The organism is Stakelama marina (assembly GCF_018122655.1).
In the GTDB taxonomy this organism is placed as follows: domain Bacteria; phylum Pseudomonadota; class Alphaproteobacteria; order Sphingomonadales; family Sphingomonadaceae; genus Sphingomonas; species Sphingomonas marina.
On record NZ_JAGRQC010000001.1, the window covers coordinates 899,299 to 923,636 of the forward strand.

Sequence of the window (24,338 nt, forward strand, 5' to 3'; positions counted from 1 at the left end):
CCTCTATCTATGAAGCCTTGAACGCTGGCTCAACCTTCCGATGCCAAGCTTTGTTCGCCTTCCTGCAACCCCGGCTTGTGACGCGCGAGCAACTCGGGCGGCAGCGTGAACAGAACCGGCGTCGCGGTATAGAGCAGCGCCGCCTCGACCTCGCGATCGGGAAAGATGACGCCGAGCGCCGCCGCATAGGCCGCCATCTGCCGCAAATGATAGTCGGGTACCGCTTCCAGCGACGACGGCGCGCGCCTGCCGGTCTTGAAGTCGATCACGCGCACGGCCGTGTTGGTGACGAGCAGCCGGTCGACCGTTCCCGACACGACCTCGCCCTCGACCACCGCGACGATCGGTGCCTCGGCAAGCGAGTCCGGCCCGAACAGCTCGGCGAAGCGCGGATCGCCGATCACCGCCAGCGCCGCCTCGGCAATGTCCTCGCGCCGCTTCTCGTCCGCGACGCCCCGCGCCTGTTCGAGCCACCGCAGTGCCGCCGCAGGCCGGTCGCTTTCCGCCACAGCCGGCAAGCGTTCGAACAACCCGTGCAGCATCCGCCCGCGCTCGGCGGCATCGCGCATCGCCGGGGAAGGCGGCGGATCGGCCACCGCATCCTCGCCAAGCGACGACGGCGCCAGCGGACGCGGCGGCCGCGCCTCGACCGGGGCCGGCTTGCGCAGCCATGTTGGAAGATCGATCACGCCCGCCTTCTCGCGCGACACCCGCGCCTGTTTCGCCACTGGACGCTGCGGAACGCGCCCCTCGAATATGCGCGGCCCGTCTTCGACTTTCGGAACACCGAGACCATCGAGCGCCAGCCCGGCAACGGCATGCCAGCTCATCGTCGGCACTTCGCCCTTGCTGCGCGGGCCGAGCGCACCGGTAATCAGCAACCGTTCCTCGGCGCGCGTGGCCGCCACGTAGAACAGCCGCCAATGCTCTTCCAGTTCGCGCGCATCGGCCTGCGTCAGCACCGCGTCGAGCGGACCGCCGCGTTCCTCGCCGCGCGGGCGAAAGATCGGCAGGCGAACATCGCCCAGCTCGTCCTGCTTCCACATCAATATGTCGCGGCGGTTGTTGGTCGGATCGACCGTCGCGTCGGCGAGGATCACCACCGGTGCCTGCAAGCCCTTGGCCCCGTGCGCGGTCATCACCCGCACCGCGTCGCGTGGCTGAGAGGGATCGCGGACGATCTCCACCTCGCCGCGGTCGAACCAGTCGAGAAAGCGTTGCAGCGACGGCGTTGCCAGCCGCTCGAAATCGAGCGCGGCGCTCAGCAGCTCGGCCACTGGATCGCGCGCTTCCTCGCCCAGCCGCCGGATCAGCTTGCGCCGTCCGTCAAGCGGACCCGACAGGATTTCCTCAAGGAAGCGATAAGGCGTCGCGATGTCCGCGCGCCGCAGCATCGCGCGCAGCGGCTCCAGCCGCTCGCCCGGCTGCGTATCCTGCAGGTGCTTCCAGAGGCTGCCATGCTTGCGCGGCGCGGCAACCATCAGCTCGTCCTGCGTCCAGCCGATCAGCGGCGAGACGAGCAGGCTCGCCAGCGACAGATCGTCCTCGGGCTGCAGCACGAAGCGCACCGCCGCGAGCAGGTCCTGCACCGCGAGCGGCGCGTTGAGCCGCAACCGGTCGACACCGGCCACCGGCACCCCCTCGGCATAAAGTCGCGCGACCAGCAACGAGGCAAGTTCACCGCGCCGCTTGACGAGGATCATTACATCCTCTGGCCTGATCGCCCTGCCCTTGCTTTCGAGCATCAGCCCGTCGTCGAGCCACCGCCGGACTTGCCTGGCGATCCGTTTCGCCACCTCGCGCGTCGCATCGTCGACCCAGGCTTCTTCGTCCGCGTCGCTGTCGCCACCCTCGACCACCGGCGGCCACAGTTCGACCCGGCCCGGCCCGGCGACCTCGCTCGCATGCGCCTCGGCATCGCTGTACGCACCCATGCCCGGTTCGGGCAGCGCACCGATCGCTGCATCGACGAATTCGAGCACCGGCCGCGTCGAGCGATAGCTCGCCGTCAGCGACATCGTGTCGAGCGGTCGCGCCTCCGCATCAATCGGAGGATTGCCCGCCAGTCGCTCGAAATGCCGATGCGCCAGCGCAAAATAAAAGGGATCGGTACCCTGAAAGCCGAAGATCGCCTGCTTGTAGTCACCGACCGTGAACAGCGTGCGGATGCCGCCATGCGGCGCGCCTTCGCCGGCGAAAAACTCATCGGCCATCGCACGCACGATCGACCACTGGTCCCAATTGGTGTCCTGCGCCTCGTCGATCAGGACATGCTCGGTCGCCTGGTCGAGCTTGAAGCGAACCCAGTCGCCCATCCCCGGCTGCTGGAGCAGCGCCAGCGCACGGTGAATCAAGTCATCGAAATCGACCGCCCCTGCCCGCCGCTTGGCCAGCGCATAGGCCGCGGAATAGGCGCGCCCGGCCTCCAGACCCTTCGCCAGCAGTTCCGCATATTCCGTCCGCGCCCGTATCGACAGCAGCTCGGCACAGCGCGCGCCCAGCTCCCCGGCGAGTTCTGCATAATCCGGATCGGCAGCGCTCAGCTTCGCCGAATATTTGCGCGGTTCGCCCTTGCCGGTGTGAAAAACGCTACGCAGCGTCGCCAGCTGTTCGACACGGTCGGCACCGCCCGCTGCCAGCCAACGCTCAACGATTTCGGCATGGCCCGTTCCCGTCGCCGTCCCCCATGTGCGATTGGCGTCGGCTATGCGCCTGAGTGCTGCGACATCGAACGCAGCATCGCCGCAGCAATTCTCGATCTCGGCCTCGATGTCGCCGCTCGGCAAATCGAGCTGGCGGCGTAGATACGGCTCGATTCCAGATGGCAGCGCCGCCATCGCGTCCTGCGCCCGCGCACAGGTCTGAAGAAACGCCTCGGCTTGCCCCTCGCCCAGCCGCAGGCTCAGCGCACCGATCGCGTCCGCGAAGTACCGTTCGCCGCGCACCGCCTCGTCGCTCAGCAGTTCGGCAAGCGCCTCGCGCGCCATGACCGCTTCCTCGCGCGCTTCGAGCGGACGAAACCCCGGCACCAGCTCCGCCTCGACCGGAAAGGCCGACAACAGCGTCTGGCAGAAACTGTGGATCGTCTGGATGCGGATGCCTCCGCCCGGCGCATCGAGCAACTTGGCGAACAGCGTCCGCGCCCGTGCGCGCAACCGCTCGTCGTTCGCATCCTCGCCCAGCGCGAACAGGTCTTTTTTCAGGTCGTTCTCGGGCAGCCGCACCCAGCGCGCGAGCCGGTCGCTGATCCGCGACGCCATCTCCGCCGCGCCCGCCTTGGTAAAGGTCAGGCACAATATCGCGCCCGGATCGACGCCGCGCAGCAACAGGCGGAACACGCGCGCCGTCAGAACCTGCGTCTTGCCCGTGCCGGCAGACGCCGACAGCCAGACATGACGTCGCGGATCGCTCGCGTCGCGCTGCGTGTCCGCCAGCGGCGGAAGGTTGCCGGGCCTAGCTCCGCTCACGACCATACCATTCGTCGCGCCGCATCAGCTGGTCGTAATCGGCATAGGGCGCATATTCGGGATGCAGCTTGGCGATGAACGGCTCGACACCGGTCAGATATTTCGCCGCCTCGGTGCGGAAATTGTCAGCGGCGATGGCAACGAAATCCTCCGCGGGGATCGGCTCGCGCTTCTTCGGATCGACCGGCGATTCGACATAGCCGAAGCCGCCATCGCGGTTGCGCGACAGCGACCAGTATTCGAAGCAGCGCGCGGTGCCCGAAATTCCCTCGAATCCGCCACGCTCTGCAATCAGGCCGAGCAGCCCGAGCTGCAAGCTGAACCCAGCGCGCACCGCCCTCGCCGATGGCGGCTTGCCGGTCTTGTAATCGACGATGCCGAGCATTCCGTCGGGCAACCGGTCGATCCGGTCGAACGTCCCGCGCAGCTCGACCCCTTCGATGTCGATCTTCCCCGAGCGCTCGACGCCGAGCACGCGGCGCCCCTCGCCCTCCTGCTGCACCATCTGCAGCGCGATCCAGTCTATCGCCTCCATCAGCCGCGGCGCCCATAGCGCGCGCAACAGCGGATGGGCATCGGCTAGCATCGCCGCCGCGCGGGCGTGCAACTTCGCCGTGTCGCATTCGTCCTCGCGCGCCCACACCTCGAGCACGCGGTGGACCTCGGTCCCGCGCCACGCCGCGCTCGCATCGGCATCGACCGCATCGAGCGGCATCAGCTTCAACTGGCGTCGCGCGTAAAAGGCATATGGATCGGCCTTCAGCCGGTCGACCTCGGTCACCGAAATCCGCCGCGGCCGCGTCTCCACCGGCGGCGCAGGCTCGGGCCGATCGACCGGCGCATACTCGCCCGGCGCGTCGAGCGCATGCGACCAGCCGGCAAGTTTTTCGGCCTGCGCCAGCCCGCCCGACAACGCCTCGAGCCGCAGCCAGAAGCGCGAGGCGATCGTCGGCGCGCTGCTGTCCCGCCTCGCGCGCGTCAGCAGCACCTCGGGCGCGCCGAGCGCATCCGCGAAGTCGTGCGCCGACAGCCCGATCCGCCGTTCGAGCCCCGGAAGGCCGATCTCGCTGCGGATACGCGGCGCGAGCCACGGATCGGGCGCGGGCAAGCCCGGCCATACGCCTTCGTTCAACCCGCCGAGGATCATCAGGTCGGCGGTCTGTAACCGCGCCTCGAGCAGGCCGTAGATGGCAAGCCGCGGATGCCCGCCCTGCGGCGGTCGAACCGCCTGTTCGTCCATCAGCGTCCGCAGCATCGGCGCGATCGAATCGGGCGACACCAGCGCCGGCCCGTCGACCGCGCGATGCTCCAGATCGTCGAGCAGTTCCGCCGCCGCGCGTCCCTCCGGCCGCGACCACAGCGCGTCGCCGCACAGCAGCGTCGCCGTCTCGCGCAGCGCCGCGACGAACTCGCCGAGCGGCCGCGCATCCGCGCCGAAGACCTTCGCCAGCGGCGCGAACCACGCGCTGACCGGCTCCCACCAACTCAGCGCACGTTCGCGGATCGCTGCATCGCGAATATCGGCCTCTCGCAGATATGCCGCGAGCCCCTCCAGCCCCGCCGCCGGACGCGGCCCGCGCAACGCGCGGTCGAGCGAACGCGCGCCCGACAACCACGGCGCGCGCGCATCGCCCGATTGCACCAGCGGATGCTTGAGCAGCGCCAGAAGCGGCACCGGCGCGAAATCCTGCGCCGCCGCATCGGCAAGCGCCAGCAGCAGCGTCCCCGGCGGCAACACCGACAGCGGCTGCCCCGCCGAATCGTCGATCGCGACGCCCCAGCGCGACAGATGCGCCGCCACGCGCCGCGCCAGCGCGCGGTCGGGCGTGACCAGCGCCGCGGTCTTGCCGTCCTCCTCGAGCACCTGGCGTAGCGCGATGGCGATCGCCTGCGCTTCCTCCGCCGGGATCGCCACGCTGAGCGCCCTCACCCCGCTCAGCCGCCGTTCGCTGCTCGGCAGGTCGGTCCAGCCATGCGTGAAGTCGGCGGGCGCCAGCGCATTGTCGATCGCCTTGCGTCGCGCGGGTGGTGCGTCGAGATCGCTGCCGCCGCGCCAGGTCGCGAACTCGCCGCGGTTCACGCCCATCCGGTCGAGGAGCAGCTTGAGGTGAAATTGCGGGTGCGTCTCGATACTGCGCGGACGGCGGCCGGTATTTGGGTCGGGTTCGTGCGGTCCGAGCGCCTGCCACTCCGCCTCGTCCATTTCGGTCGCTAGCGCGGGAAGCACGACCATGCCGTTCCGCAGCTCGGAAATGCTGCGCAGCAATTTCGCGACCGACGGCGCCGAAGTGGTGATACCCGCGGCGCAGACGAACCCCGCCGGCGGCCGTTCGCGCCAGTGCCTCGCGACCCGCGCGAGCAATCGGCTGCGTCGCTCGGCAAGGTCGATCCGGCCAAGCTTCTTCAACTCCTCCGGCCAGCGATCGAGGACGATCCCGAACAGCGCCAGCGATCGCTGCCAATGTGCCGACAGCCCTTCCTCGACCGCGAGATCGCGCAGCGCGCGGGGCGGCACTTCCTCGACGAGCAACTGATCGAGCGTCCGCGCCAGATCGCCCGCCAGCCGAACCGCCTCCGACGCGTCGACCGGTTGCCCGGCGCGCTGCCGCTCCTCGCTCACCAGCCGCGCGAGGATCATCCGCCTTTGCAGCGGCTCGACTGCGGGCGGGATCGGATCGGCATCGCCTGCGGGGTCGATCAGCGGCCCCGCCGCCTCGTCGAGCTCGGGATCACCGATCGCGACCATGCGCGGCAGCAGCAATCCGCCACCGCTCGCCCGCACGAACGCATCGGTGATGGTGCGCTTGGCGCGGTTGTTGGGGAGCAGCACGACGCCGCGCGCGAACGCCAGCCGGTCGTCGCCGAAGCGCTTGAGCAACCCGGCCACCAGCGCATCGGCAAAGGCCCGGTGCGCCGGGATCGTATAGAGGCTGGGCCGCGCGGCCTCAGCCATCGGCGAGCATCGCCTCGGTCGCTCCGATCGCTTGCGGCGTGCCGACGTCGAACCACAGACCCTCGTGGACCAGCCCGTAGGCGCGTCCCGCCGCGATCGCCCGCTCCCAGAACAGGTTGGTCGAAAACGGTCCCTCGGGCCAGTCGGCGATCACGCGCGGCGACAGCATCTGGACGCCGGTGAAGACATACGGCGCGAGCCGCCCCGGCATCCGCCGCTTCGTGATCCGGCCGAAGCTGTCGATGTGGAAATCGCCCTGCCCGCGATGGTTGTTCGCGCGCGCCAGCGGCACGAGCAGCAGCAGAGCATCCATCCGCTCGTCGTCCCACTCCGCCGCCAGCGCACGGATCGCGTCGGTCGGCCCGTCGATCCAAAGATTGTCGCTGTTGACGCACAAGAACGGTTTATCGCCGATCAACTCGCGCGCCTGGACCAGCCCGCCGCCCGTCTCCATCAGCTTCGCACGCTCGTCGGAGATCGCGATGTCGATCCCGTCGATCTGGTGCTTCAGATGCGCCTCCAGCGCGTCGGCGAGGTAATGGACATTGACCACCGCGCGCTTGACGCCGGCCGCGCGCAATCGATCGAAGACATGGTCGATCAGCGGCTTGCCCGCCACCTTGATCAGCGGCTTGGGACGCGTTGCGGTCAGCGGCCGCATCCGCTTGCCGAGCCCCGCTGCCATCACCATCGCGGTTTCGGGGACGGCAACCCCGGGATCAGGCCGTATCGCGAGCGTGCGCTTGGTCGTCATGGCTTCGCGATCTCCATCGGGTCGCCGCGCATTTCGGGCGGTATGTTGGCGTCGAACCACCGCGCCACGGGAGCGAGCGCCGGGTGATTCAGATCATGTTCCAGATAGCGCCAGACCCGCGGACACAGCGCTGGGTAGCGGGGCTTGCCGTCGCGCTGCCACAACCGTGTGAAGATACCGATGATCTTCGCGTTCCGCTGCGCTCCGAGCACGTGATAGGCGGTATCGAAATCGTCGCTCGCGCCGGTAATCCGGCGATAGCGGTCGAGCATCGCATTCTCAAGATCACGTGGTACATCGCGGCGCGCATCCTGCAACAGCGAAACGAGATCATAGGCGGCATGCCCGGCAAGCGCGTCCTGAAAGTCTAGCAGGCCCAGCGCTTCGCTGCCCTCGATCAGCATGATGTTCTCGGCATGATAGTCGCGCAGCACGGTCACCGCGGGCGCGTCGAGTACCGGCGCGAGCACTTCGTCCCAAGCCGCCGCATAGCCCTCGACATCGGCATCGATGCCGATCGCCGGGCAGTACCACTCGGTCAGCAGCCCCGCCTCGCGCTGGTACACCGCGCGATCATAGGGCGGCACATCCGCAGCCGGCGCTTTGTGCAGCCTCACCAGCAGATCAACCGCTGCCTCGTACAGTCGCAACTCGCTTTCGGGCGCCCCATCGACCGTTTCGCGCATCCGCGCGTCACCGAAATCCTGAAGCAACACCAGCCCGCGATCCAGATCGCGCGCCAGGATACGCGGCGCGGCAAAGCCATGTTCGACCAGCCATTCGGCGATGTCGATAAAGGGCTTCGGGTCCTCATGCGGGGGCGGAGCATCCATCAGGATCGCACTGCGTCCGGGCGCTGCGATACGGAAATATCGCCGGAACGAGGCATCGCCCGCCAGCGGCAGGATCTGCCCGTCGCCCCATCCGGCGCGGTCTAGGAATTGCGGAGCGGCGGGCGGGGGATTCAGGTCAGCGGCCATCGCCCCTTCCATGCCTGCGGCACCCGCGCTGTCAAGGCGCGCGTGCCGTCCGGTTGCATTTCCAGCGTGAGCCACAGCGCATCGTGCCAATAATTGTTGTCGACCCGCTCGGGCCATTCGACGACGATCACCGCATCGTGGCGCGCATCGTCCAGCCCGAGTTCGTCCAGCTCGTGATCATCCTCTATCCGGTAGAGATCGACGTGGAGCACCGGCAACCGCACCTCGGGCGGGTCATAGGGCTGGACGATCGCAAAGCTCGGCGACGGCGCTTCACCGGCGAGGCCGAGCGCCGAGAGCAGCCCCCGCGCGATGCTCGTCTTACCCGCGCCCAACGGCCCCGAAAGCGCGACGACATCGCCCGGCTGCACGACGTCGGCGAGCCGCCGGCCGAGCGCATCGCTCGCCTCTGGTGAATCGAGGATCATCCGCGCGGCAACTCGATCGTGATCAGCGCACCCTCGCCCGGTTCCGAAACCAGCCCGATCGTTCCACCATGCGCTTCGACGAAGCGCTTCGCCAGCGGCAGGTCGAGGCCCAGCGCGCGCTGGCCATCGGGCATGATCCCCACCTGTGCGAACTGGTCGAACGCCCGTTCCGCGGTCCGGCTGTCCATTCCCGGCCCGTCGTCGGACACGATGATCCGCGCCTTTTCCTCATCGCCGTCGACATGCAGTAGTACGCGACCGCCCTCACTCAGCGAATTGACCGAGTGGCGCAGCAAATGCTCGACGGCTTCGCGCAACCGTCGCTGATCGCCCTTCACGCTGCCGGCGGAGCCCTGTACGTCCACGACCAGTTCGACACCGCGTTCGTTGACCATGTTGGCGACCGCCCCTGCTGCTGCACCCGCGGTCAGTTCGAGGTCGACCCGTTCCACCGGGAGAGGCTTTTCCTCGCCCTCGGTCAGGTCGAGCACATCGTCGATCAGGCTGCCCAGCCGGCCCACCGATTCAAGGATCGCCTCGGTATAGCCGGTGCCGCTTTCGGTCAGTTCGCCTGCATAGCCGCCATGGAGCATTTCTGCGAAGCCCTTGATCGACGTCAGCGGCGTGCGCAGCTCATAGCTCATATTGGCGACGAACGCGGTCTTCACCCGGTCGGCGGCTTCCAGCGCCTCGTTCCGGTCGCGAAGCGCCTGCTCCATCATCCGGCTGTCGGTGATGTCGAGCATCGTGAACAGCGCGTTGCCGTCGGGCAACGGCACTGCGGTAAATTCGAAATGCCGACCGTCGGCGAACTCTACGCGCCCGCCGCGCTGCTGACGATCGACCGTTGCGGAGCGCACCAGCGCCCCGATCAACTTGCCGCGATCGGGATTCTTCAGCTTCGGCGCGCCCGCCTCGGCCAGCGCATCGACGCGTGGATGCGTGGCCAGCATCTCCTCTTCAAAATCCCAGATCAGGCGAAATTTGTTGTTCCAGAGCTGCAACCGCCCATCGGCGGCGAATACGCCCAGCGCCTCGAACAGATTGTCGAACGTCGCGGTCCGGACGCGCAACAGCGTATCGCGCGCGCTGGCGAGCTGGACCTGTTCGGTCCGATCCTCGAAGATCAGCAACAGGCCGCCTTCGGGAAGCGGCTGGCCGACCACGCGCAGATGAACGCCGCCGGGCAGGTGCCAGCTTTCTTCGATCTCCGCGCCGGCGGCCTGGAACCACTCGCGGTGCTCCGCCTTCCAGCTTGGGAAATCGCGGACCTCCGGAAGCCGCTTGGCTTCGCGCATCCGTTCGAGCACGCGATCGAACTCGGGTCGGTCGGCGATCCATTCGGGTCGCATCGAAAACATTCGCTGAAACGGCTGGTTGCAGAAACGAAGCGCCCGGTCGGCACCGAATTGGGCCACGCCCGCGGAGAGGCGGTCGAGCATCGCGCGTTGTGCCTCGCCAAACCGCTTCAGCCCGCCCCTGGCCTGTTCAAGGTCCTCGATATCGACAGCAACCCCTGCCACGCCGCCATCGGGAAGCGGCACGTCATGAATACGCAGCATCCGCCGTGCGCCGCCAATCGTTGCGGGCATCGCACTGACCTGCGGTTCGTCGGTATCACGCGCGATCGCGGCATTGGCCAGCGGTCCGCCGAGACCCGAATCCTCGACAAGCTCGATCTGCTGCCTAACAACATCGGCAGCCTTGTCCGCGTCGACCGCCCGAACATAGGCGCTGTTGACCATCGCCAGCCGAAGGTCGGCGCCGCGATACCACATCGGCAACGGGGCAGCCTCGATCAGCCCGGTCAGCGAATCGAAAGCGTCGCGCAGCTCTTGCGTCTCGCCCACGAGCTGCGCGATCTCTTCCTGCATCTCGGAGGCATCGAAGAACCAGACCAGCACGCCGCCCGGGGCGTTGAGGCCGTCCGGCGCGCGCTCTCCGACAGCGAACAGCGCACGCTTCGCCCCGAGCGCGCGGATCGGCAACCGAAAAGGCCGCGCGGCCTTCTGCCCCGCAACGACCGCGTCTCGAAGCGCAGCGGCATCGCCGGGTTCCAGTGCTCCGTCATCGGCAACCAGTTCGGCAAGATCGTCAACCGGCCCGTCCAGCCCGAGCCACTGCGCAAGCCGTGTCGGCATTTCCAGCCGACCATCGGCACGCACCACCATCGGCACCGCCGGCGATCCCGCCATCAGCAGCTCCAGCCGGCCCGTAACGCCGTGCTGCTCCGCCGCCTGCCGCCGCCACCGCCAACCCGTGAAAAACGCGGCAAGGCCGACCGCCAGCACCAGCGCAAGCACCGCGCCGACGGCGACCGGACCAATTTCGCCAACTTCACTCAATCGTTTTTACCGCGTGCCAAGAATCCATCTGGTTGAACGTCATACGCAATGCTGCCTTCGTAACAAAGGGGTCGAGGACCTCGCTGGAGCATTTCGATTTTGCAGGTGACCGACTATCATAGTTACACACTGTTGCGCTTTCGCCACATAAGATACGCCAAAACGTGCCGTTGATGACTTCGCAGTTGCGATACCGCATTCGCGCGGACAAGCTAGCTGAATGTTCTATTAACGGGGGTTTTATGAAGAAGAGCATTTTTCTTCGGTCGAGCGCACTCGGGACTGCATTGCTGATTTCCGTAACGGCGTCTGGCACTGCATTTGCGCAAACCGCGGACGGCAGCGCCACGGATCAATCGTCGCAGTCAACCGCTGATCAAGATCAGACCAGCGCTGAGCAAGCGAGTGATGCAACGGCATTGCAAACGCAGCAGCCGGAGTCTGACCAAGGGAATGCGCTCGTCGTAACAGGCACCCGCATTCGGGCAACGACAGCCTTCAATAGCCCCGATCCGGTTTCGATTATCGATCCCGAAATCGCGATGAAGGAGGGCAAGCTCGACACAGCGTCAATGCTGCAGAGTTCCCCGATCGCGGCCGGATCGACGCAGATCACCGCAGCACTATCGTCGAATTTTGTTACGAATGGCGGGCCGGGTGCGCAAACCATCGATCTACGCGGCCTAGGCCCGAACCGCACCCTGGTGCTACTCAATGGTCGCCGAGCCGGTCCCGCTGGTGTTCGCGGCGGCGTATCGTCGTTCGACCTCAACGTGCTGCCGCAGTCTATTGTCAGTAATATCCAGATTCTGAAGACCGGCGCATCCTCGATTTACGGTTCAGACGCGATTGCCGGGGTGGTCAATATTATCACCAAGAAGGACACCAATGGCCTTCAACTCGACGGCAATGTATCGGTGCCTTTCGATAGCGGTGGTGAAACGTACCGTCTGAATGCCATCTGGGGTAAGACATTCAGCCGTGGCCACATCATGGTCGCCGGCGACTATTCGCATACCAACGAATTGAAGCGTGGGGACCGCAGCTATCTTGCTTGTCCGGAGGCGTACACGTTCCGCCCTGACGGCAGTCGCGCAGACATCGTGGATCCGCGGACCGGCCAGTACAAATGCGAAGACCTTCGCTGGGGTCATGTCTGGACCTACAACCTGATCGACAACATGCAGCTCGACGGGCCGGGCGGACCCAATACCGGGTATAACACATCGCCGCGGGGTCAGACGATCCTGATGCAGTATCAATATCCTGGAGAGAATTTGGGCATCCCCGCCTACGGTGCCCCCGCCTACCCCGGCGACTTTGGCGCCCCTCCGGGATGGTATCCGACAGGGTATAACACCCAGTCGCTGGCGGTACAGAACGCGTACCATCCGTTCGTCGAGGAACAGACAATCATTCCGAAGACGGATTTGTACACATTCTACGCGGATGGCGCGTACGAAATCGCCGATTCGGTCGAGTTGTTTGGCGAATTTCTTTTTAACCGCCGGGAAACCTATCAGAATGGCTGGCGCCAGTTCTGGAGTTTCGGATACACAGGCGACCTGTATGGGACAGGAACCACTTACAATGTTTGGGCGCCGGGATGGACTGGCCTGAACCTCATCAGTCCGACCGCGATCACGAATCATGCCGATAGCAGCCAGAAGGTTGACTATTATCGCGGTGTCGGCGGCGTCCGAGGCGATGTCCGCAGTGGTGGGTTCATGGACGGTTGGCACTGGGAGATGTACGGCCAGTATAGCCGCAGCATCGGTCGTTATCGCAACGAACGGATCCTGCAGGACGTCTACGACATCAGCACGCAGCAGGGCTTTGGCTCGATTGGTTCGTGCGTCGGCATGACGACGCCGGTCTCCGGCAAGCAGTGCATCGATCTGCCGTGGACAGATCCGAACTTCCTGCGTGGCGAACTCACGCCCGAGCAGGTCGCTTATATTTTTTCGTGGGAAGAGGGTAAAACGACCTATAGCCAGCTCACCGCGGAAGCATCGGTTTCAGGCGATCTTCTCACCTTGCCCGCCGGCCCCCTTGGCGTAGCCGCTGGTTTGACTATCCGCCGCGACGAAATCAACGACGTGCCTGGCGCAATTACTCTCGCCGGGAATGCCTGGGGTTCGTCCACATCGGGGATCACGGCGGGCAACACCGTGACCAAGGAAGCGTTCGGCGAGTTGAACATTCCGGTGATCAACGACACGCTTTTGTTTAAGGAACTCACTCTGTCCGCCGCTGGTCGCGTCACGAATGTGACCGCAACCAGGGCATCCGATGGGTTCCAAGACAAGAACACGGGTAACTATACCTACAAGCTCGGGGCGAACTGGGCATTGACCGACTTTCTGCGGTTTCGTGCAAGTTATGGAACATCATTCCGCGCTCCCGCCCTGTTTGAACAGTTCCTGTCGGACCAGACGAGTTTCCCTCGACAAACCGATATCGACCCGTGCGTGAATTATGACAATGCGCTTGCACAAGGTGCAATTACACAACGTCAGAGGGACAATTGTGCCGCAGACGGTATCCCGTCGAATTACAATGGAGCAGGCGTTACAGCTACCGCGATTTCACAAGGCGGCGTGGGCGTTCTTAGCCCCGAAACGTCAAAGGCCTTTGTCGTCGGTGGGATCCTTACACCGAAATTCGGCTTCCTGCCGCAAACCGACATCAATATCGCGGTCGATTATTTCGACATCCGCGTAAAGGGCGAAGTTGCACAGCTTGGTGCACGCAATATTATCTATCAATGCTACAATTCGCTTGATTTTCCGAATGACCCGCTGTGCAGTCTGTTCACGCGCGGTCAGACCGGCGCACCGTACAACATCGCAACGGTTCGCGACAAATATATTAATATAGCTAGCCAGAAGAATAGCGGCGTCGACGTTACAGTCCAGCTACGCCAGAATCTTGGAAGTTTGGGTCGGTTGACCCTTCTTGCTGACATGACCTGGCAAACCCGCGACAATTATAAGCTACTTCCCGATTCTCCTCTTGAAACGGACAACGGAGAGGCAGGTTCACCGCGGTGGGTGGGCGATTTCCGCCTGAGCTGGGAGAACGCTGATCGCGATCTCAACATCTTCTATGGGATGAACGTCATCGGAGGCACCTCCAATGTCGGAGATTTTCTGCGCGATAATGGAGGCGATCCATGCATCGACTCGTATCAACCGGACGGTACGCCAATCCGGGGGACCTATTGCCCTGATCTGACGGCTCCAGCGATTTTCTATCATAACGTCTCGATCACGAAGGACATCGGTGAGAGCTATTCAATTACACTGGGCATCAGCAACCTGTTCGATACCCGTCCGCCGCGCGTATCGGTTCTGAACGGCGGCGAAATCAGCATGCTCGGGCCGGTTGTTGCAGCTTCGCAGTATAGCTTTGTCGGACGGCGAGCGTTCCTGAACGTCTCCACCAAGTTCTGATGAGGCGATGATATGGGTGGGGCGGCGCGATGACGCGTCGCCCTACTCCAAACGAAAAGTTCTGAATCATAAATCGAAGCGTTGTATCGTAGCTTGCATGCCCACGGTAAATGTCCGCCCCGACACTCTGGACGATGAAAATCGGCGCTTTACGCACGCCCCGCTTCGTCGACCGGTATTTCTAAACAGTGTTCCCAAGAGTGGTAGCCATCTGCTGCGCAACGTGCTTCGGATGTTCGTACCCGTTGAGCAACAATATTCGCGGGACTTTATTCAATGGGCGAACCTCCAACAACACCTCGCTGCCTTTGACCCCGCTGCACCGATGCTTAGTTGGGGGCATTTGTTCCTAGCCGACGCTTCGGTGATCGAGACCGCATTTGCCCGAAAAATATTGCTGTACCGAGATCCCTATGACTGGGTGATCGCTCGCGCCCGCTTCTTCATATCCGAGCAGTTCAGTAGCAACATGGATCACCTCAAGACCGGGGCGCTCAAAGTCGATGATCTGCTTACCATGATGATCTTCGGCATTCCGGGAAAAGCGCCATCTCTGAACGATATCTATGAAATGAATGCGGCCGCGTGGTTAGGTACAGAGATTGAAGTGGTCAAATTTGAAGAGCTAACTCTTCACGTTCAAAATCTGGGAAGCGAAGAAGCTGATAAATTCTTCGCCAAATTGCTTAATGCGTGCGAAATTACTAGACCCCACGATTGGCGAGAACGCGTTGCAATCGGTTCCGATCGCAAACAAAGTGGCACCGCCAGAGAAAATTTGACGGGCATTGGGCTGGAGTTGCCTGACACGCTCGACGCGCGACATCGTGCATTGGTTGATTATCAGGCGCCAGGCCTCCGAGCTTTGCTTGGTTATCATTGAATTAGGTCCGCAGAGCAAGATCATGACAACCGCAGACGATCGTATCCGTCTCTACCCGCTGCTCGGTGAAGCAGAAACGATCATGCATGACGGGCGGCTCGAGGAGGCGGCACGGCTCGTCATGTCGCATCTTGGCCGACATCGTAACGAACCCCGAGGAACAGCGCTACTAGGTCGAATAGCCATGCGGCTGGGCGCTCTCATGCAGTCAGAGCTATTTCTAACTAGGGCGCTGGAGGCGGGAATTCGGGACTTCGAGGTCCGTTACGAACTCGCGTCCGTCCTCGACCAGCAACAAAGATTGACCGAAGCAGATCAGCATTTTGCCCAGCTCGTCGAGGAGACAAACAACGTTGAGTTGAAGGCGCGCCGAGCACTCGTTCTAGACAAGCTCGGTCACCATGAAAGAGCGTTACAACTACTGCAGGAAACGACAGCGGACCGCCCTGACGATCCACAGTACTGGATCGGATTGGCGACCAGCCTTCGCGCGGCGGGGCGTGTCTCCGAAGCCGTATCCGCATATCGCAGAGCACTGTCCCTCGACTTCGAGAGAGGTGAGGCCTGGTGGGGACTGGCCAGCATCAAGAAACAGATATTTGGCGACGATGACATTAAGCGAATGCAGGAAGCCATTCGCATTGCCGTCGACGTGCGCAACATTGCTCCTCTCAACTTCGCGCTTGCCCGTGCGCTGCATGATCGCGGCGACCATCGTGAAGCATTCGAGCATTATTCCGAAGGGAATCGTTTGCGCGCAGAGGATCTGGCTTACAACTCGAATGAGCTGACCAAAGAAGTGGCCGAGTTGAAACAAACGATCGACGCCTCCACCGTTCAGTCGTTTAGCAAAACTCCCGTCGGTGAGGTAATCCCGATCTTCATCGTTAGCCTGCCACGATCGGGGTCAACCCTGTTGGAACAAATGTTGGCCAGCCACAGCGATATCGAAGCGCTTGGCGAACTACCGTATATTCCTGCAATCCTTCGATCTATGATGGAAATGGTAACACGCCGCTCGCGCATGACGGTGCCCCAGCTTCTGACGGCGCTAACGCCGGATCAGGCAGAGGCAATGGGTCAGGACTATTTGCGACGCGCGTCCGTTCACCGCAAGACGGATAAGGATTACATCGTCGATAAGCTTCCGCATAATTGGAGCAATATTCTTCTAGTGCGCCGTATGCTTCCACAAGCGCGATTTATCGATATTCGGCGGAATGCGATGGATTGCTGCTTCTCGAATTTCACACAATCCTTTTCAAGCGCCCATGCTTCGTCATTTCGGCTTGCGGACATCGGGAAATGCTACCGCGACTATGTCGATTTGATGGACCATATCAACGATATCGCACCAAATTTGGTACATCATGTCGATTACGAAGCACTGGTGGAAAACGCGGAGCCGCGATTGCGCGAGATTTTTGCTTATCTCGGCCTGCCGTGGGATCCCGCAACACTAGAGTTCCATAAGCTCGATCGAGTCGTTCGCACGCCGAGCAGCGAACAGGTCAGGCGGCCGTTAAATCGCGACGGGATTGCCGTTTGGAAGCCCTATAAAGAATGGCTCTCTCCCTTGACCGAAGTGCTTGGACCACTAGCGCTAAAATAGATATGCAGCGCAACAAAAAAGGCCGCGACTGTTTCCAGCCGCGGCCCTTGGCTTTGAGCGCGATAGCGCGCGATCAGTAGCGGTAGTGATCCGGCTTGAACGGTCCTTCGACCGGCACACCGATATACGCCGCCTGCTTCTCGCTCAGTTTTTCGAGCTTCACGCCCAGCTTTTCGAGGTGCAGCTCGGCGACCTTCTCGTCGAGATGCTTGGGCAGGACGTACACGTCGTTCTTGTAGTCGCCGGCGTTGTTCCACAGCTCCATCTGCGCGAGCGTCTGGTTGGTGAAGCTCGACGACATCACGAAGCTCGGATGGCCGGTGGCGCAGCCCAGGTTCACCAGGCGGCCGCGAGCGAGCACGATGATCTTCTTGCCGTCGGGGAACTCGACCTCGTCGACCTGCGGCTTGATCTCGGTCCACTTGTAGTTCGACAGCGCCGAAATCTGGATCTCGGAATCGAAGTGGCCGATGTTGCAGACGATCGCCATCGGCTTCATCGCCTTCATGTGCTCCGCGGTGATGACGTCGGCATTGCCGGTGGCGGTGACGAAGATGTCGCCGCGCTTGGTCGCCTCGTCCATGGTCACGACTTCGAAGCCTTCCATCGCCGCCTGCAGCGCGCAGATCGGGTCGATTTCGGTCACGAGCACGCGCGCGCCGCCGTTGCGAAGCGACTGCGCCGATCCCTTGCCGACATCGCCGAAGCCAGCGACGACCGCGACCTTGCCCGCCAGCATCACGTCGGTTGCGCGGCGGATCGCGTCGACCAGCGATTCCTTGCAACCATACAGGTTGTCGAACTTCGACTTGGTGACACTGTCGTTGACGTTGATCGCCGGGAACGGAAGCTCACCCTTCTTGGCGATGTGATACAGGCGGTGAACGCCCGTGGTGGTCTCTTCCGACACGCCCTTGATGTTCTTCACCGACTTGGCGAGGTAGCCGGGCTTGCGCTTCACGAACTCCTTGAGCGCGCGCTGCATCTCGACCTCTTCCTCATTTTCCGGTTCGGGCAGCGTCTCGCCATTGTCGAGCTTGGCGCCCATCAGCGCGAACATCGTCGCGTCGCCGCCGTCGTCGAGGATCATGTTGGCGGTTTCGTCGTCGCCCCAGTCGAAGATACGGCCGACATAGTCCCAGTAATCGGCCGTGCTTTCGCCCTTTACGGCGAAGACGGGAATGCCCTGTTCGGCGATCGCGGCGGCGGCGTGGTCCTGCGTCGAATAGATGTTGCAGGTCGCCCAGCGGACCTGCGCGCCAAGCGCGGTCAGCGTCTCGATCAGCACCGCGGTCTGGATGGTCATGTGCAGCGATCCGGTGATGCGCGCGCCCTTCAACGGCTGCTTCGCACCATATTCCTCGCGCAGCGCCATCAGGCCCGGCATCTCGGTTTCGGCGATCTCGATTTCCTTGCGGCCCCAGCCGGCAAGGCTGATGTCCTTGATGACATGATCGGGGCGTTCGGCAACGGTTGCCACAGCTACGGTCTCCTGGGTGATGAATGTCATGTGCGCGGCCCGGGAAAATACCCGGCCGCCGATGCGTCCCACCTAAGCCTTCGCGCCCGCGAAATCAAATGGAATATAAAGATTTCTTTATATGATAGTGAGCATGCGCATAACGGTCCTGTCGCGGTCGAGGTAGCGCAGGACGCCCCGAAACTACCGCGAATAGGAAAGGCTGAGCATTATCGTGCGCGGAGCAATCGGCGTGTATTGCCGCTCGGCGAAGATCGAAAAGGGATTGCCGAAGGCGAAACTGTCGCCGCGTATGTTGAGCGCGTTTCGCACATCGAGGCCGACACGCCACCGATCCATCGCGAATTGCACATCGGCGCCAAGCACCGTGTAGGACGGGGTCCGGCGATCGAGCCCAGGATCGAAGCTCAACCGCGTCGGACCGATGAAGCTGACATCGGCTCCGACGGTCGCCTGCCAGGTGCCCAGGCTGAAATCATGCGCCAGCCGGGCATTGCCGCTAATGTCGGGCACGATCGGCATTCGCGAATCGCGGACCATGTCGAGCGCGCCAGATGCCCGTTCCAGCCGTGAACGCTGCAGCGACAGGCCGGTCTCCAGCTTCCATCCGAAGAGCGGCAGCCAGCGCACCGACATGTCGATGCCAAGCGAGCGGGCATCACCCGCGTTGCGCGTCGCCACCAGACCGTTATCGAGCAGATAGTCGGACTGCACATGCTGCCACACCGACCGGTACGCCGCCGCGTCGATAGAAAGCCGTCCCGATGGGCTTTCAAGACGCGCGCCGAGGTCGATATTGCTGAGTTCGTCGGCGTCATAACGCTGGCCGCTGCCGCCAATCGCCACACCGCCGGGGCGCACGGCGTTGGCATAGCGCAGATAGACGAGCAGCGGTTCGACGGGCCGCCAGCCGAGCGATAGGCTGGGCGAGAAGCCGATGAACTGCCCTGCCTCGACATGGCCTTCCGAACGGTCGGTCTCATCCTCGATGAGATTGCGAAACAGGCGTGCGCCCAGCGACGCGGTCATTCCCGGGAGAGGACGAAGGTCGGCCTGGCCGAATACCGCCATTTCGCTGACCTTGCGCCGCACATCGACGATCGTGTGCTGGTCATCCGAAGCCGCAAACAACGTGCCCTTCCCATAAGTTGTGGCGCTGAGATAGGAAATGCCTGCCATCCAGCGCATTCCCTTCGCGCTATTGCGTTCGACCCGGACCTCCTGGTCGAAGACCCGGTATCGCCGCGCGTCGGTCGCGCGCAGCGGCGGCGCCAGCGCAAAGGCATCCGCAGCGGCGCTCGCATCGAACGTCCGCCGGATATTCTGCCAGTCCATGCTGGTCGCGACGGTCAGGTCGAGCTTTCCCACCGGCCCCTGCAACCGTGCCGACGCCATCGCGAAGCGGCTGCTGGACGGTTCGCGGATGCGCACGTTTCGCGACAGGGTTTCGGCGTCCGCGACGACATATTGGCTATCACCCGTCCGCACGTCCTGAAGCAAAGCGCCCGCGTCCAGCGTCCAGCCTGATACCGGCGCATAGCGAACGGCAAGACGCCCACCCGCGACCCGCGACCAGTTGGCGTTTTCGGCAAGTCCGACATCCTCGATCCAGCCGGGCCGATAGCTGGCATAGCCGACACCGCGCAGCGCAAGCGTGTCCGACACGAGCGGCAGATTGATGACCGCTGACCCGCCGCCGCCAAGCTGACCGTCATAGGCAAGGTCGCCGTGGAGCATTCCGCTTGCCGAAGCCGCGCCAAGTACCGGCTTTCGCGTAACCAGACGGTACACCCCGCCAAGTGCGCCGGTTCCATAGAGCGGCCCCTGCGGCCCTTTCAGCACTTCCACCCGGTCGATATCGACCAGTCGCAGATCGGGGTCGGGGCCGTCATACGTAGCCCTTCCCTCGTCGATCTGGATCGCAACGGTCGACTGCCCGAAACCCGAAAAGGGGCTGTCGGCGATGCCGCGAATAAACAGGCGATTGCCCCCCGGCCCGGCATTGGTCGCGACCAGTCCCGGCGTCTGGCGCGCGACATCCCTGCTTCCCGTGGCATCGGGGGGCAGCGACGTAACTCGCCCCGGCACGAACACCGAAAGCGGCGCCGCCACGTCCGAAAGCGCTTCGGACTGCTTGCGCCCGGTAACGACGATATCGGCAATCGGCGGTGATGGTGGCGCGGTGGTCGCAGGCGATCCGCCACGTCGCGCACGGCCGGTCGGTTCTAGCCGATAGACATCGGGGGCGATGCGGCGCGGCCGCAGCCCGGTCCCGCGCAACAGACGCTCGAGCGCCTGATGCGCGGTCAAGCGGGCGTGCAGCCGCTCGACATGCTGTGTCGGCACGCGCCCCGGCATCCCGACCGAAATGCCTGTTTGCGCTGTAAACGCGGCGATACTCTCGTTCAGAGGGCCAGCGGCAATGTCAAACCGATAGCGCGCTTCCCGCGCCTCCGCCTGCGCGGGCAGGCTAGTCGCCGCCGCCAGCGGAAAGGCGCACCACATCGCCTTCGCGACGAAGCTGGAGGTCCATGAGCCGGGCAAGATTCGCTACCGCTTCCCCGCGCCCGCCAAGCGCGAGCGAACCCGAAAAGCGACGCTGTCCAACCCCCGGTTCGAGAACGATCCTGCCATCGGTATATTGCCCCAGCTCCGCGGCCACCACGGCCAGCGGAACGTTGTCATACACGAGTTGGCCGCGACGAAAACTGCCGACATTGGCTGGCGCGACTTTCAGCGGCTCGATGACATTCTCGCGATCAAGCGCCAGCATTCCCTGCCCCGCCGATAGGCGCATCGGTTTGGTGAGCCGGGGCGAACGAACCGAAACATTGCCCTCCGCCACCGTCACACGCAGCGAATTGGCGGTACTGGTCACCTCGAACCTTGTCCCCAGATCGACGATCCGGAAATCGCCCGCACGCACGGTCAGCGTGCGATCGGTTCGGTGCGGCACGTCGAAATACGCCGCCCCCTTCAGCGTCAGCGTGGTCGCATCGCCCGCCGCGACACTGAGACTTGATCCGCTCGCCAGCGCGACCCGAGCCCCATCGGGCAACACAATCCGACGGGCACCATCGCTTGCCAGATACTGCTTCGCGGGCGGTGATGCCGGTTGCTCTCCCGGGACCATGATCATCGCGGCAATGCCTGCGGCGATTGCAGCTGCGCCAGCTCCGCCGGCCCATCGCCACCAGCGCAATGAATTAGCGCCGGTCGCAGGCCAGTCGTCATTGGCGGTCACTTCGTCGTTGCTCGATCGGGCAATATCCACCGAGCCACCCTCAAGCGCCGCCGCCACACCCGCCCGGCAATCGGCAAGCGCCGCGTCGTCAAGCGCCACCGCGTCGAACGCCTCGCGGTGGCGCGCATCCGCCTCCAGCCAGTTGGTAAAACCATCCCAATCCATATCGTCGGACGGGGAGCGCACATGCCACCGGGCGGCGGCGAGGAGATGGTCCTCGCTCACCATGCTAAGCGCTCCTTGGGCGCTGTCCCGGTTGAAAATTTCCACATCAGTTCAAAAGACGCCGCCACCTCCATCAATCCTCACCTGCCAGCGACCGGCGCAGATGCACCATCGCGCGGGCGATGTGCTTTTCGACGCCGCTGCGGCTGATTCCCATCGACGCCGCCACTTCCGCCTGACCGAGACCGTCGATCTTGTTCAGCCGAAACGCCCTGCCCGTGGCGGGGGGAAGCGCAGCGATGGCAGCGGTGAAGCGCGCCACTCTCTCGTCCTCGATCATCTGTTTTTCGGGATCGCTACGGTCGAGATCGGCGCCGTGTTCGTCCGTCCGGCTCGACGACCACTGAAGATCGCGCGCCATCCGGCGCCGCTCTTCCTTCAGGCGGTCGAGCACCAGATTCTGCGCCATCCGGTAAAGATAGGCCCGAGGATTGCCGATCGACACCGGACGCCCCTCGCGCACGCGGAGCCACATTTCCTGCATCAGATCCTCGGCAAGCGCGCCATCACCCGTTCGCGCCGTCAGAAAACGCAACAGTTCGGGCCGATGCGCCGCAAGCGCCCCGGCAAGCCCCTCGATGGAGGCGGTTTCGGATTCGTCCCCGCGCTGCACGCTTCCGCCATAGCCGTTTCGCTATCGGGATCAAAAACACTATATGATGGGGTGAGGACCATGCTTGTCCGCGTCGTCGCATCAGCGTACGCCCATTTCCGAAGAGCAATCCGCCCGAATGCCCCGCACCACCATGCCGCCCAACCTGCTGGTTTCGATACATGATGTCGGCCCGAGTTCGGAAGGCGCGACCGATCGGCTGCGCGACATTCTGGAACCCGCCACGGGTGAATATCGCTACGCAATGCTGGTCGTGCCGAACCACTGGGGTCGCGCGCCCATCGTTGCCGGCAGCCCGTTCGCCAGCCGATTGCGCGACTGGTCGGACCGTGGTGTCGAGATATTCCTGCACGGCTGCTACCACCGCGACGATACCAGCCACGACTCCGCCGCCGCCCGTTGGAAGGCCAAGCGGATGACGGCGGGCGAAGGCGAATTCCTCGGCCTCGACTATCAGACCGCGTTCAACCGGATGCGCGACGGGCGCGACATGCTGCAAGACATCATCGGCAAGCCGGTGGCTGGCTTCATCGCGCCAGCCTGGCTTTACGGCCCCGATGCGCTTGCCGCGATGGCCGATTGCGGCTTCGCGCTGGCAGAGGACCATTTTCGCGTCTGGAAACCGTCGGACGGAACCATCGTTGCGCGCGGACCGGTCATCACCTGGGCGAGCCGCACGCGGATGCGGCAGGCATCGTCGCTGGCGGTGGCTGCCGCTGCGCGCGCGCTGATGCCTGCCCGTCGCGGAATGCGGCTCGCGGTTCATCCCGGCGATGTGACCGTACCACGGCTGGTCGACAGCATCGCAAAAACCGTTCGCGCACTCGCCAACCGCGCGCCAATCGGCCGCTATGCCGATCTGCTGGGCACGCCGACCGTTTCCAACGCCGTCCCCGAGATAAACCGAAACCGCCTTTCCTCCACCGAGACATCCAACTGATGACATCGATATCCACCGCTGAACTCGACCCTGCGGAAACGCTCACCAGCCCCGCCGTAGCGCCGGAGTTCGAATTTGCCGATCTCGCCAGCCCGTTTCGCGGCTGGGTAAAGCTGATCGGCCCCGCCTGCGCCGTCGCCTTGCTGGCAGCAGCGTTCTGGATGGCCGGTCGCGGCGATCTGGACAGCACCTTCCGTCTGCTTCCCGCGCGTCCGCAGCTCTGGCTGATGCTCGCCGCCTATCTCGCCATTACACCGCTGTGCGATTTCGTCATTTTTCGTCGCCTCTGGAAAATTCCGGGCTCCGGCCTTGCGGCCCTGTTCCGCAAATCGGCGAGCAACGACGTATTGCTCGGCTATCTTGGCGAGGTGCAATTCTATGCCTGGGCACGGCGCCATGCCGACCTAGCCGGCTCTCCGTTCGGCGCAGTAAAGGACGTCGCGATCCTGTCGGCAATGGTCGGCAATGCTGTCACGCTGGCGCTGCTGTGCGTGGCGTGGCCATTTATCGGCCATGTCGTCATCGGAAAGGCCGTCTCACCGATATTATGGTCGATCGCGGTGCTGCTCGGCTCGTCGATGGCGGTCGGACTGTTGCGCAATCGTATCCTCTCGCTCGGCGCGCGCGACTGCTGGTATGTTTCGGGTATCCATCTGCTGCGGACGTTGCTGGCGACAGCGATGGTCGCGCTGCTGTGGCACGAAATCCTGCCATCGGTCGCGGCGCAATGGTGGCTGCTGATGGCGGCGGGCCGGCAGTTGGTGACCCGACTGCCCTTCCTGCCCAACAAGGACGTCGCCTTTGCCGGACTCGCGGTGCTGATAACCGGCAGCTCGACCGAGGCGACCTCGGCCGTGCTGCTGGTGGGGACGCTGATCTTTGCCGGACAAGTCATCGTCGGTAGCGTTCTTGCCCTCGCAGAGCTTGCCCGTTCGGCGCGCAAGGCCAGCTGAGGAGGA

The 24,338-nt window shown here is 63.8% G+C and carries 15 protein-coding genes; 5 read left to right on the plus strand and 10 right to left on the minus strand.

The genetic code is table 11. The features are described from left to right. Window positions 1–29: 29 nt before the first annotated feature. From addA to J7S20_RS04260, 6 genes are read right to left on the minus strand one after another with little or no spacing between them, the layout of a single operon-like run. Entirely contained in the window at window positions 30–3,467 is a 3,438-nt protein-coding gene (gene addA / locus J7S20_RS04235) for a double-strand break repair helicase AddA (RefSeq protein WP_430980899.1), read from the minus strand. After that, complete coding sequence (gene addB, locus J7S20_RS04240; RefSeq protein ID WP_284052976.1) at window positions 3,454–6,420, minus strand: double-strand break repair protein AddB; 2,967 nt, start codon at window positions 6,418–6,420, stop codon at window positions 3,454–3,456. Before addB ends, addA begins: the two co-directional genes overlap by 14 nt. After that, window positions 6,413–7,174 (minus strand): nucleotidyltransferase family protein, encoded by a 762-nt coding sequence (locus J7S20_RS04245; protein WP_284052977.1) that lies wholly within the window; start codon window positions 7,172–7,174, stop codon window positions 6,413–6,415. Before J7S20_RS04245 ends, addB begins: the two co-directional genes overlap by 8 nt. Next, window positions 7,171–8,142 carry an aminoglycoside phosphotransferase family protein gene (locus J7S20_RS04250; protein ID WP_284053395.1) on the minus strand — a complete coding sequence of 324 codons (972 nt, stop codon included), beginning with the start codon at window positions 8,140–8,142 and terminating at the stop codon, window positions 7,171–7,173. The genes J7S20_RS04245 and J7S20_RS04250 overlap by 4 nt, the downstream gene beginning before the upstream one ends. Then, on the minus strand, window positions 8,139–8,582 hold the full coding sequence (gene tsaE / locus J7S20_RS04255) for a tRNA (adenosine(37)-N6)-threonylcarbamoyltransferase complex ATPase subunit type 1 TsaE (protein WP_284052978.1): 444 nt from the start codon (window positions 8,580–8,582) through the stop codon (window positions 8,139–8,141). The genes J7S20_RS04250 and tsaE overlap by 4 nt, the downstream gene beginning before the upstream one ends. Beyond that, the gene (locus tag J7S20_RS04260; protein WP_430980900.1) at window positions 8,579–10,927 is read right to left on the minus strand and encodes a sensor histidine kinase; all 2,349 of its coding nucleotides are present in this window, start codon (window positions 10,925–10,927) and stop codon (window positions 8,579–8,581) included. The genes tsaE and J7S20_RS04260 overlap by 4 nt, the downstream gene beginning before the upstream one ends. Window positions 10,928–11,100: 173 nt before the next feature. Here J7S20_RS04260 and J7S20_RS04265 point away from each other — a divergent pair, with 173 nt between their 5' ends. The 3 genes from J7S20_RS04265 (at window position 11,101) to J7S20_RS04275 (ending at window position 16,877) form a co-directional block, all read left to right on the plus strand. Continuing rightward, window positions 11,101–14,382, plus strand: a complete 3,282-nt coding sequence (locus tag J7S20_RS04265) for a TonB-dependent receptor domain-containing protein (RefSeq protein WP_284052979.1) — start codon at window positions 11,101–11,103, stop codon at window positions 14,380–14,382. Window positions 14,383–14,479: 97 nt separating this feature from the next. Beyond that, a complete protein-coding gene (locus J7S20_RS04270) occupies window positions 14,480–15,265 on the plus strand; it encodes a hypothetical protein (RefSeq protein ID WP_284052980.1) in 786 nt (261 codons plus the stop codon). Between the two features lie 22 nt (window positions 15,266–15,287). Further along, window positions 15,288–16,877: a tetratricopeptide repeat-containing sulfotransferase family protein gene (locus J7S20_RS04275; protein ID WP_284052981.1), complete on the plus strand. Its 1,590-nt coding sequence runs from the start codon at window positions 15,288–15,290 to the stop codon at window positions 16,875–16,877. Between the two features lie 73 nt (window positions 16,878–16,950). On the opposite strand, the gene ahcY is transcribed toward J7S20_RS04275, so the two are convergent. The 4 genes from ahcY to J7S20_RS04295 all read right to left on the minus strand — a co-directional run bounded on the left by ahcY (window position 16,951) and on the right by J7S20_RS04295 (window position 22,439). Further along, the gene (ahcY, locus tag J7S20_RS04280; RefSeq protein ID WP_430980901.1) at window positions 16,951–18,387 is read right to left on the minus strand and encodes an adenosylhomocysteinase; all 1,437 of its coding nucleotides are present in this window, start codon (window positions 18,385–18,387) and stop codon (window positions 16,951–16,953) included. Between the two features lie 153 nt (window positions 18,388–18,540). Then, entirely contained in the window at window positions 18,541–20,901 is a 2,361-nt protein-coding gene (locus tag J7S20_RS04285; protein ID WP_284052983.1) for a TonB-dependent receptor, read from the minus strand. After that, window positions 20,828–21,829, minus strand: coding sequence for a FecR family protein (locus tag J7S20_RS04290; RefSeq protein ID WP_284052984.1), 1,002 nt, complete (start codon window positions 21,827–21,829; stop codon window positions 20,828–20,830). Before J7S20_RS04290 ends, J7S20_RS04285 begins: the two co-directional genes overlap by 74 nt. A 70-nt stretch (window positions 21,830–21,899) precedes the next feature. Continuing rightward, window positions 21,900–22,439, minus strand: a complete 540-nt coding sequence (locus tag J7S20_RS04295) for an RNA polymerase sigma factor (protein WP_284052985.1) — start codon at window positions 22,437–22,439, stop codon at window positions 21,900–21,902. A 118-nt stretch (window positions 22,440–22,557) separates the two neighbouring features. Here J7S20_RS04295 and J7S20_RS04300 point away from each other — a divergent pair, with 118 nt between their 5' ends. Both J7S20_RS04300 and J7S20_RS04305 read left to right on the plus strand, forming a co-directional pair. Continuing rightward, window positions 22,558–23,379, plus strand: a complete 822-nt coding sequence (locus tag J7S20_RS04300) for a polysaccharide deacetylase family protein (RefSeq protein ID WP_284052986.1) — start codon at window positions 22,558–22,560, stop codon at window positions 23,377–23,379. Continuing rightward, a complete protein-coding gene (locus J7S20_RS04305) occupies window positions 23,379–24,332 on the plus strand; it encodes a hypothetical protein (RefSeq protein ID WP_284052987.1) in 954 nt (317 codons plus the stop codon). Before J7S20_RS04300 ends, J7S20_RS04305 begins: the two co-directional genes overlap by 1 nt. Window positions 24,333–24,338: the final 6 nt, after the last annotated feature.

What these genes read in the sequence shown, in the direction of transcription:
- ahcY (WP_430980901.1), bottom strand. Translation starts at nt 18,387, where the DNA reads ATGACATTCATCACCCAGGAGACCGTAGCTGTGGCAACCGTTGCCGAA.
- J7S20_RS04275 (WP_284052981.1), top strand. Translation starts at nt 15,288, where the DNA reads ATGACAACCGCAGACGATCGTATCCGTCTCTACCCGCTGCTCGGTGAA.
- addB (WP_284052976.1), bottom strand. Translation starts at nt 6,420, where the DNA reads ATGGCTGAGGCCGCGCGGCCCAGCCTCTATACGATCCCGGCGCACCGG.
- J7S20_RS04305 (WP_284052987.1), top strand. Translation starts at nt 23,379, where the DNA reads ATGACATCGATATCCACCGCTGAACTCGACCCTGCGGAAACGCTCACC.
- J7S20_RS04265 (WP_284052979.1), top strand. Translation starts at nt 11,101, where the DNA reads ATGACTTCGCAGTTGCGATACCGCATTCGCGCGGACAAGCTAGCTGAA.
- J7S20_RS04300 (WP_284052986.1), top strand. Translation starts at nt 22,558, where the DNA reads ATGCCCCGCACCACCATGCCGCCCAACCTGCTGGTTTCGATACATGAT.
- tsaE (WP_284052978.1), bottom strand. Translation starts at nt 8,582, where the DNA reads ATGATCCTCGATTCACCAGAGGCGAGCGATGCGCTCGGCCGGCGGCTC.
- J7S20_RS04270 (WP_284052980.1), top strand. Translation starts at nt 14,480, where the DNA reads ATGCCCACGGTAAATGTCCGCCCCGACACTCTGGACGATGAAAATCGG.
- J7S20_RS04290 (WP_284052984.1), bottom strand. Translation starts at nt 21,829, where the DNA reads ATGGTGAGCGAGGACCATCTCCTCGCCGCCGCCCGGTGGCATGTGCGC.
- J7S20_RS04245 (WP_284052977.1), bottom strand. Translation starts at nt 7,174, where the DNA reads ATGACGACCAAGCGCACGCTCGCGATACGGCCTGATCCCGGGGTTGCC.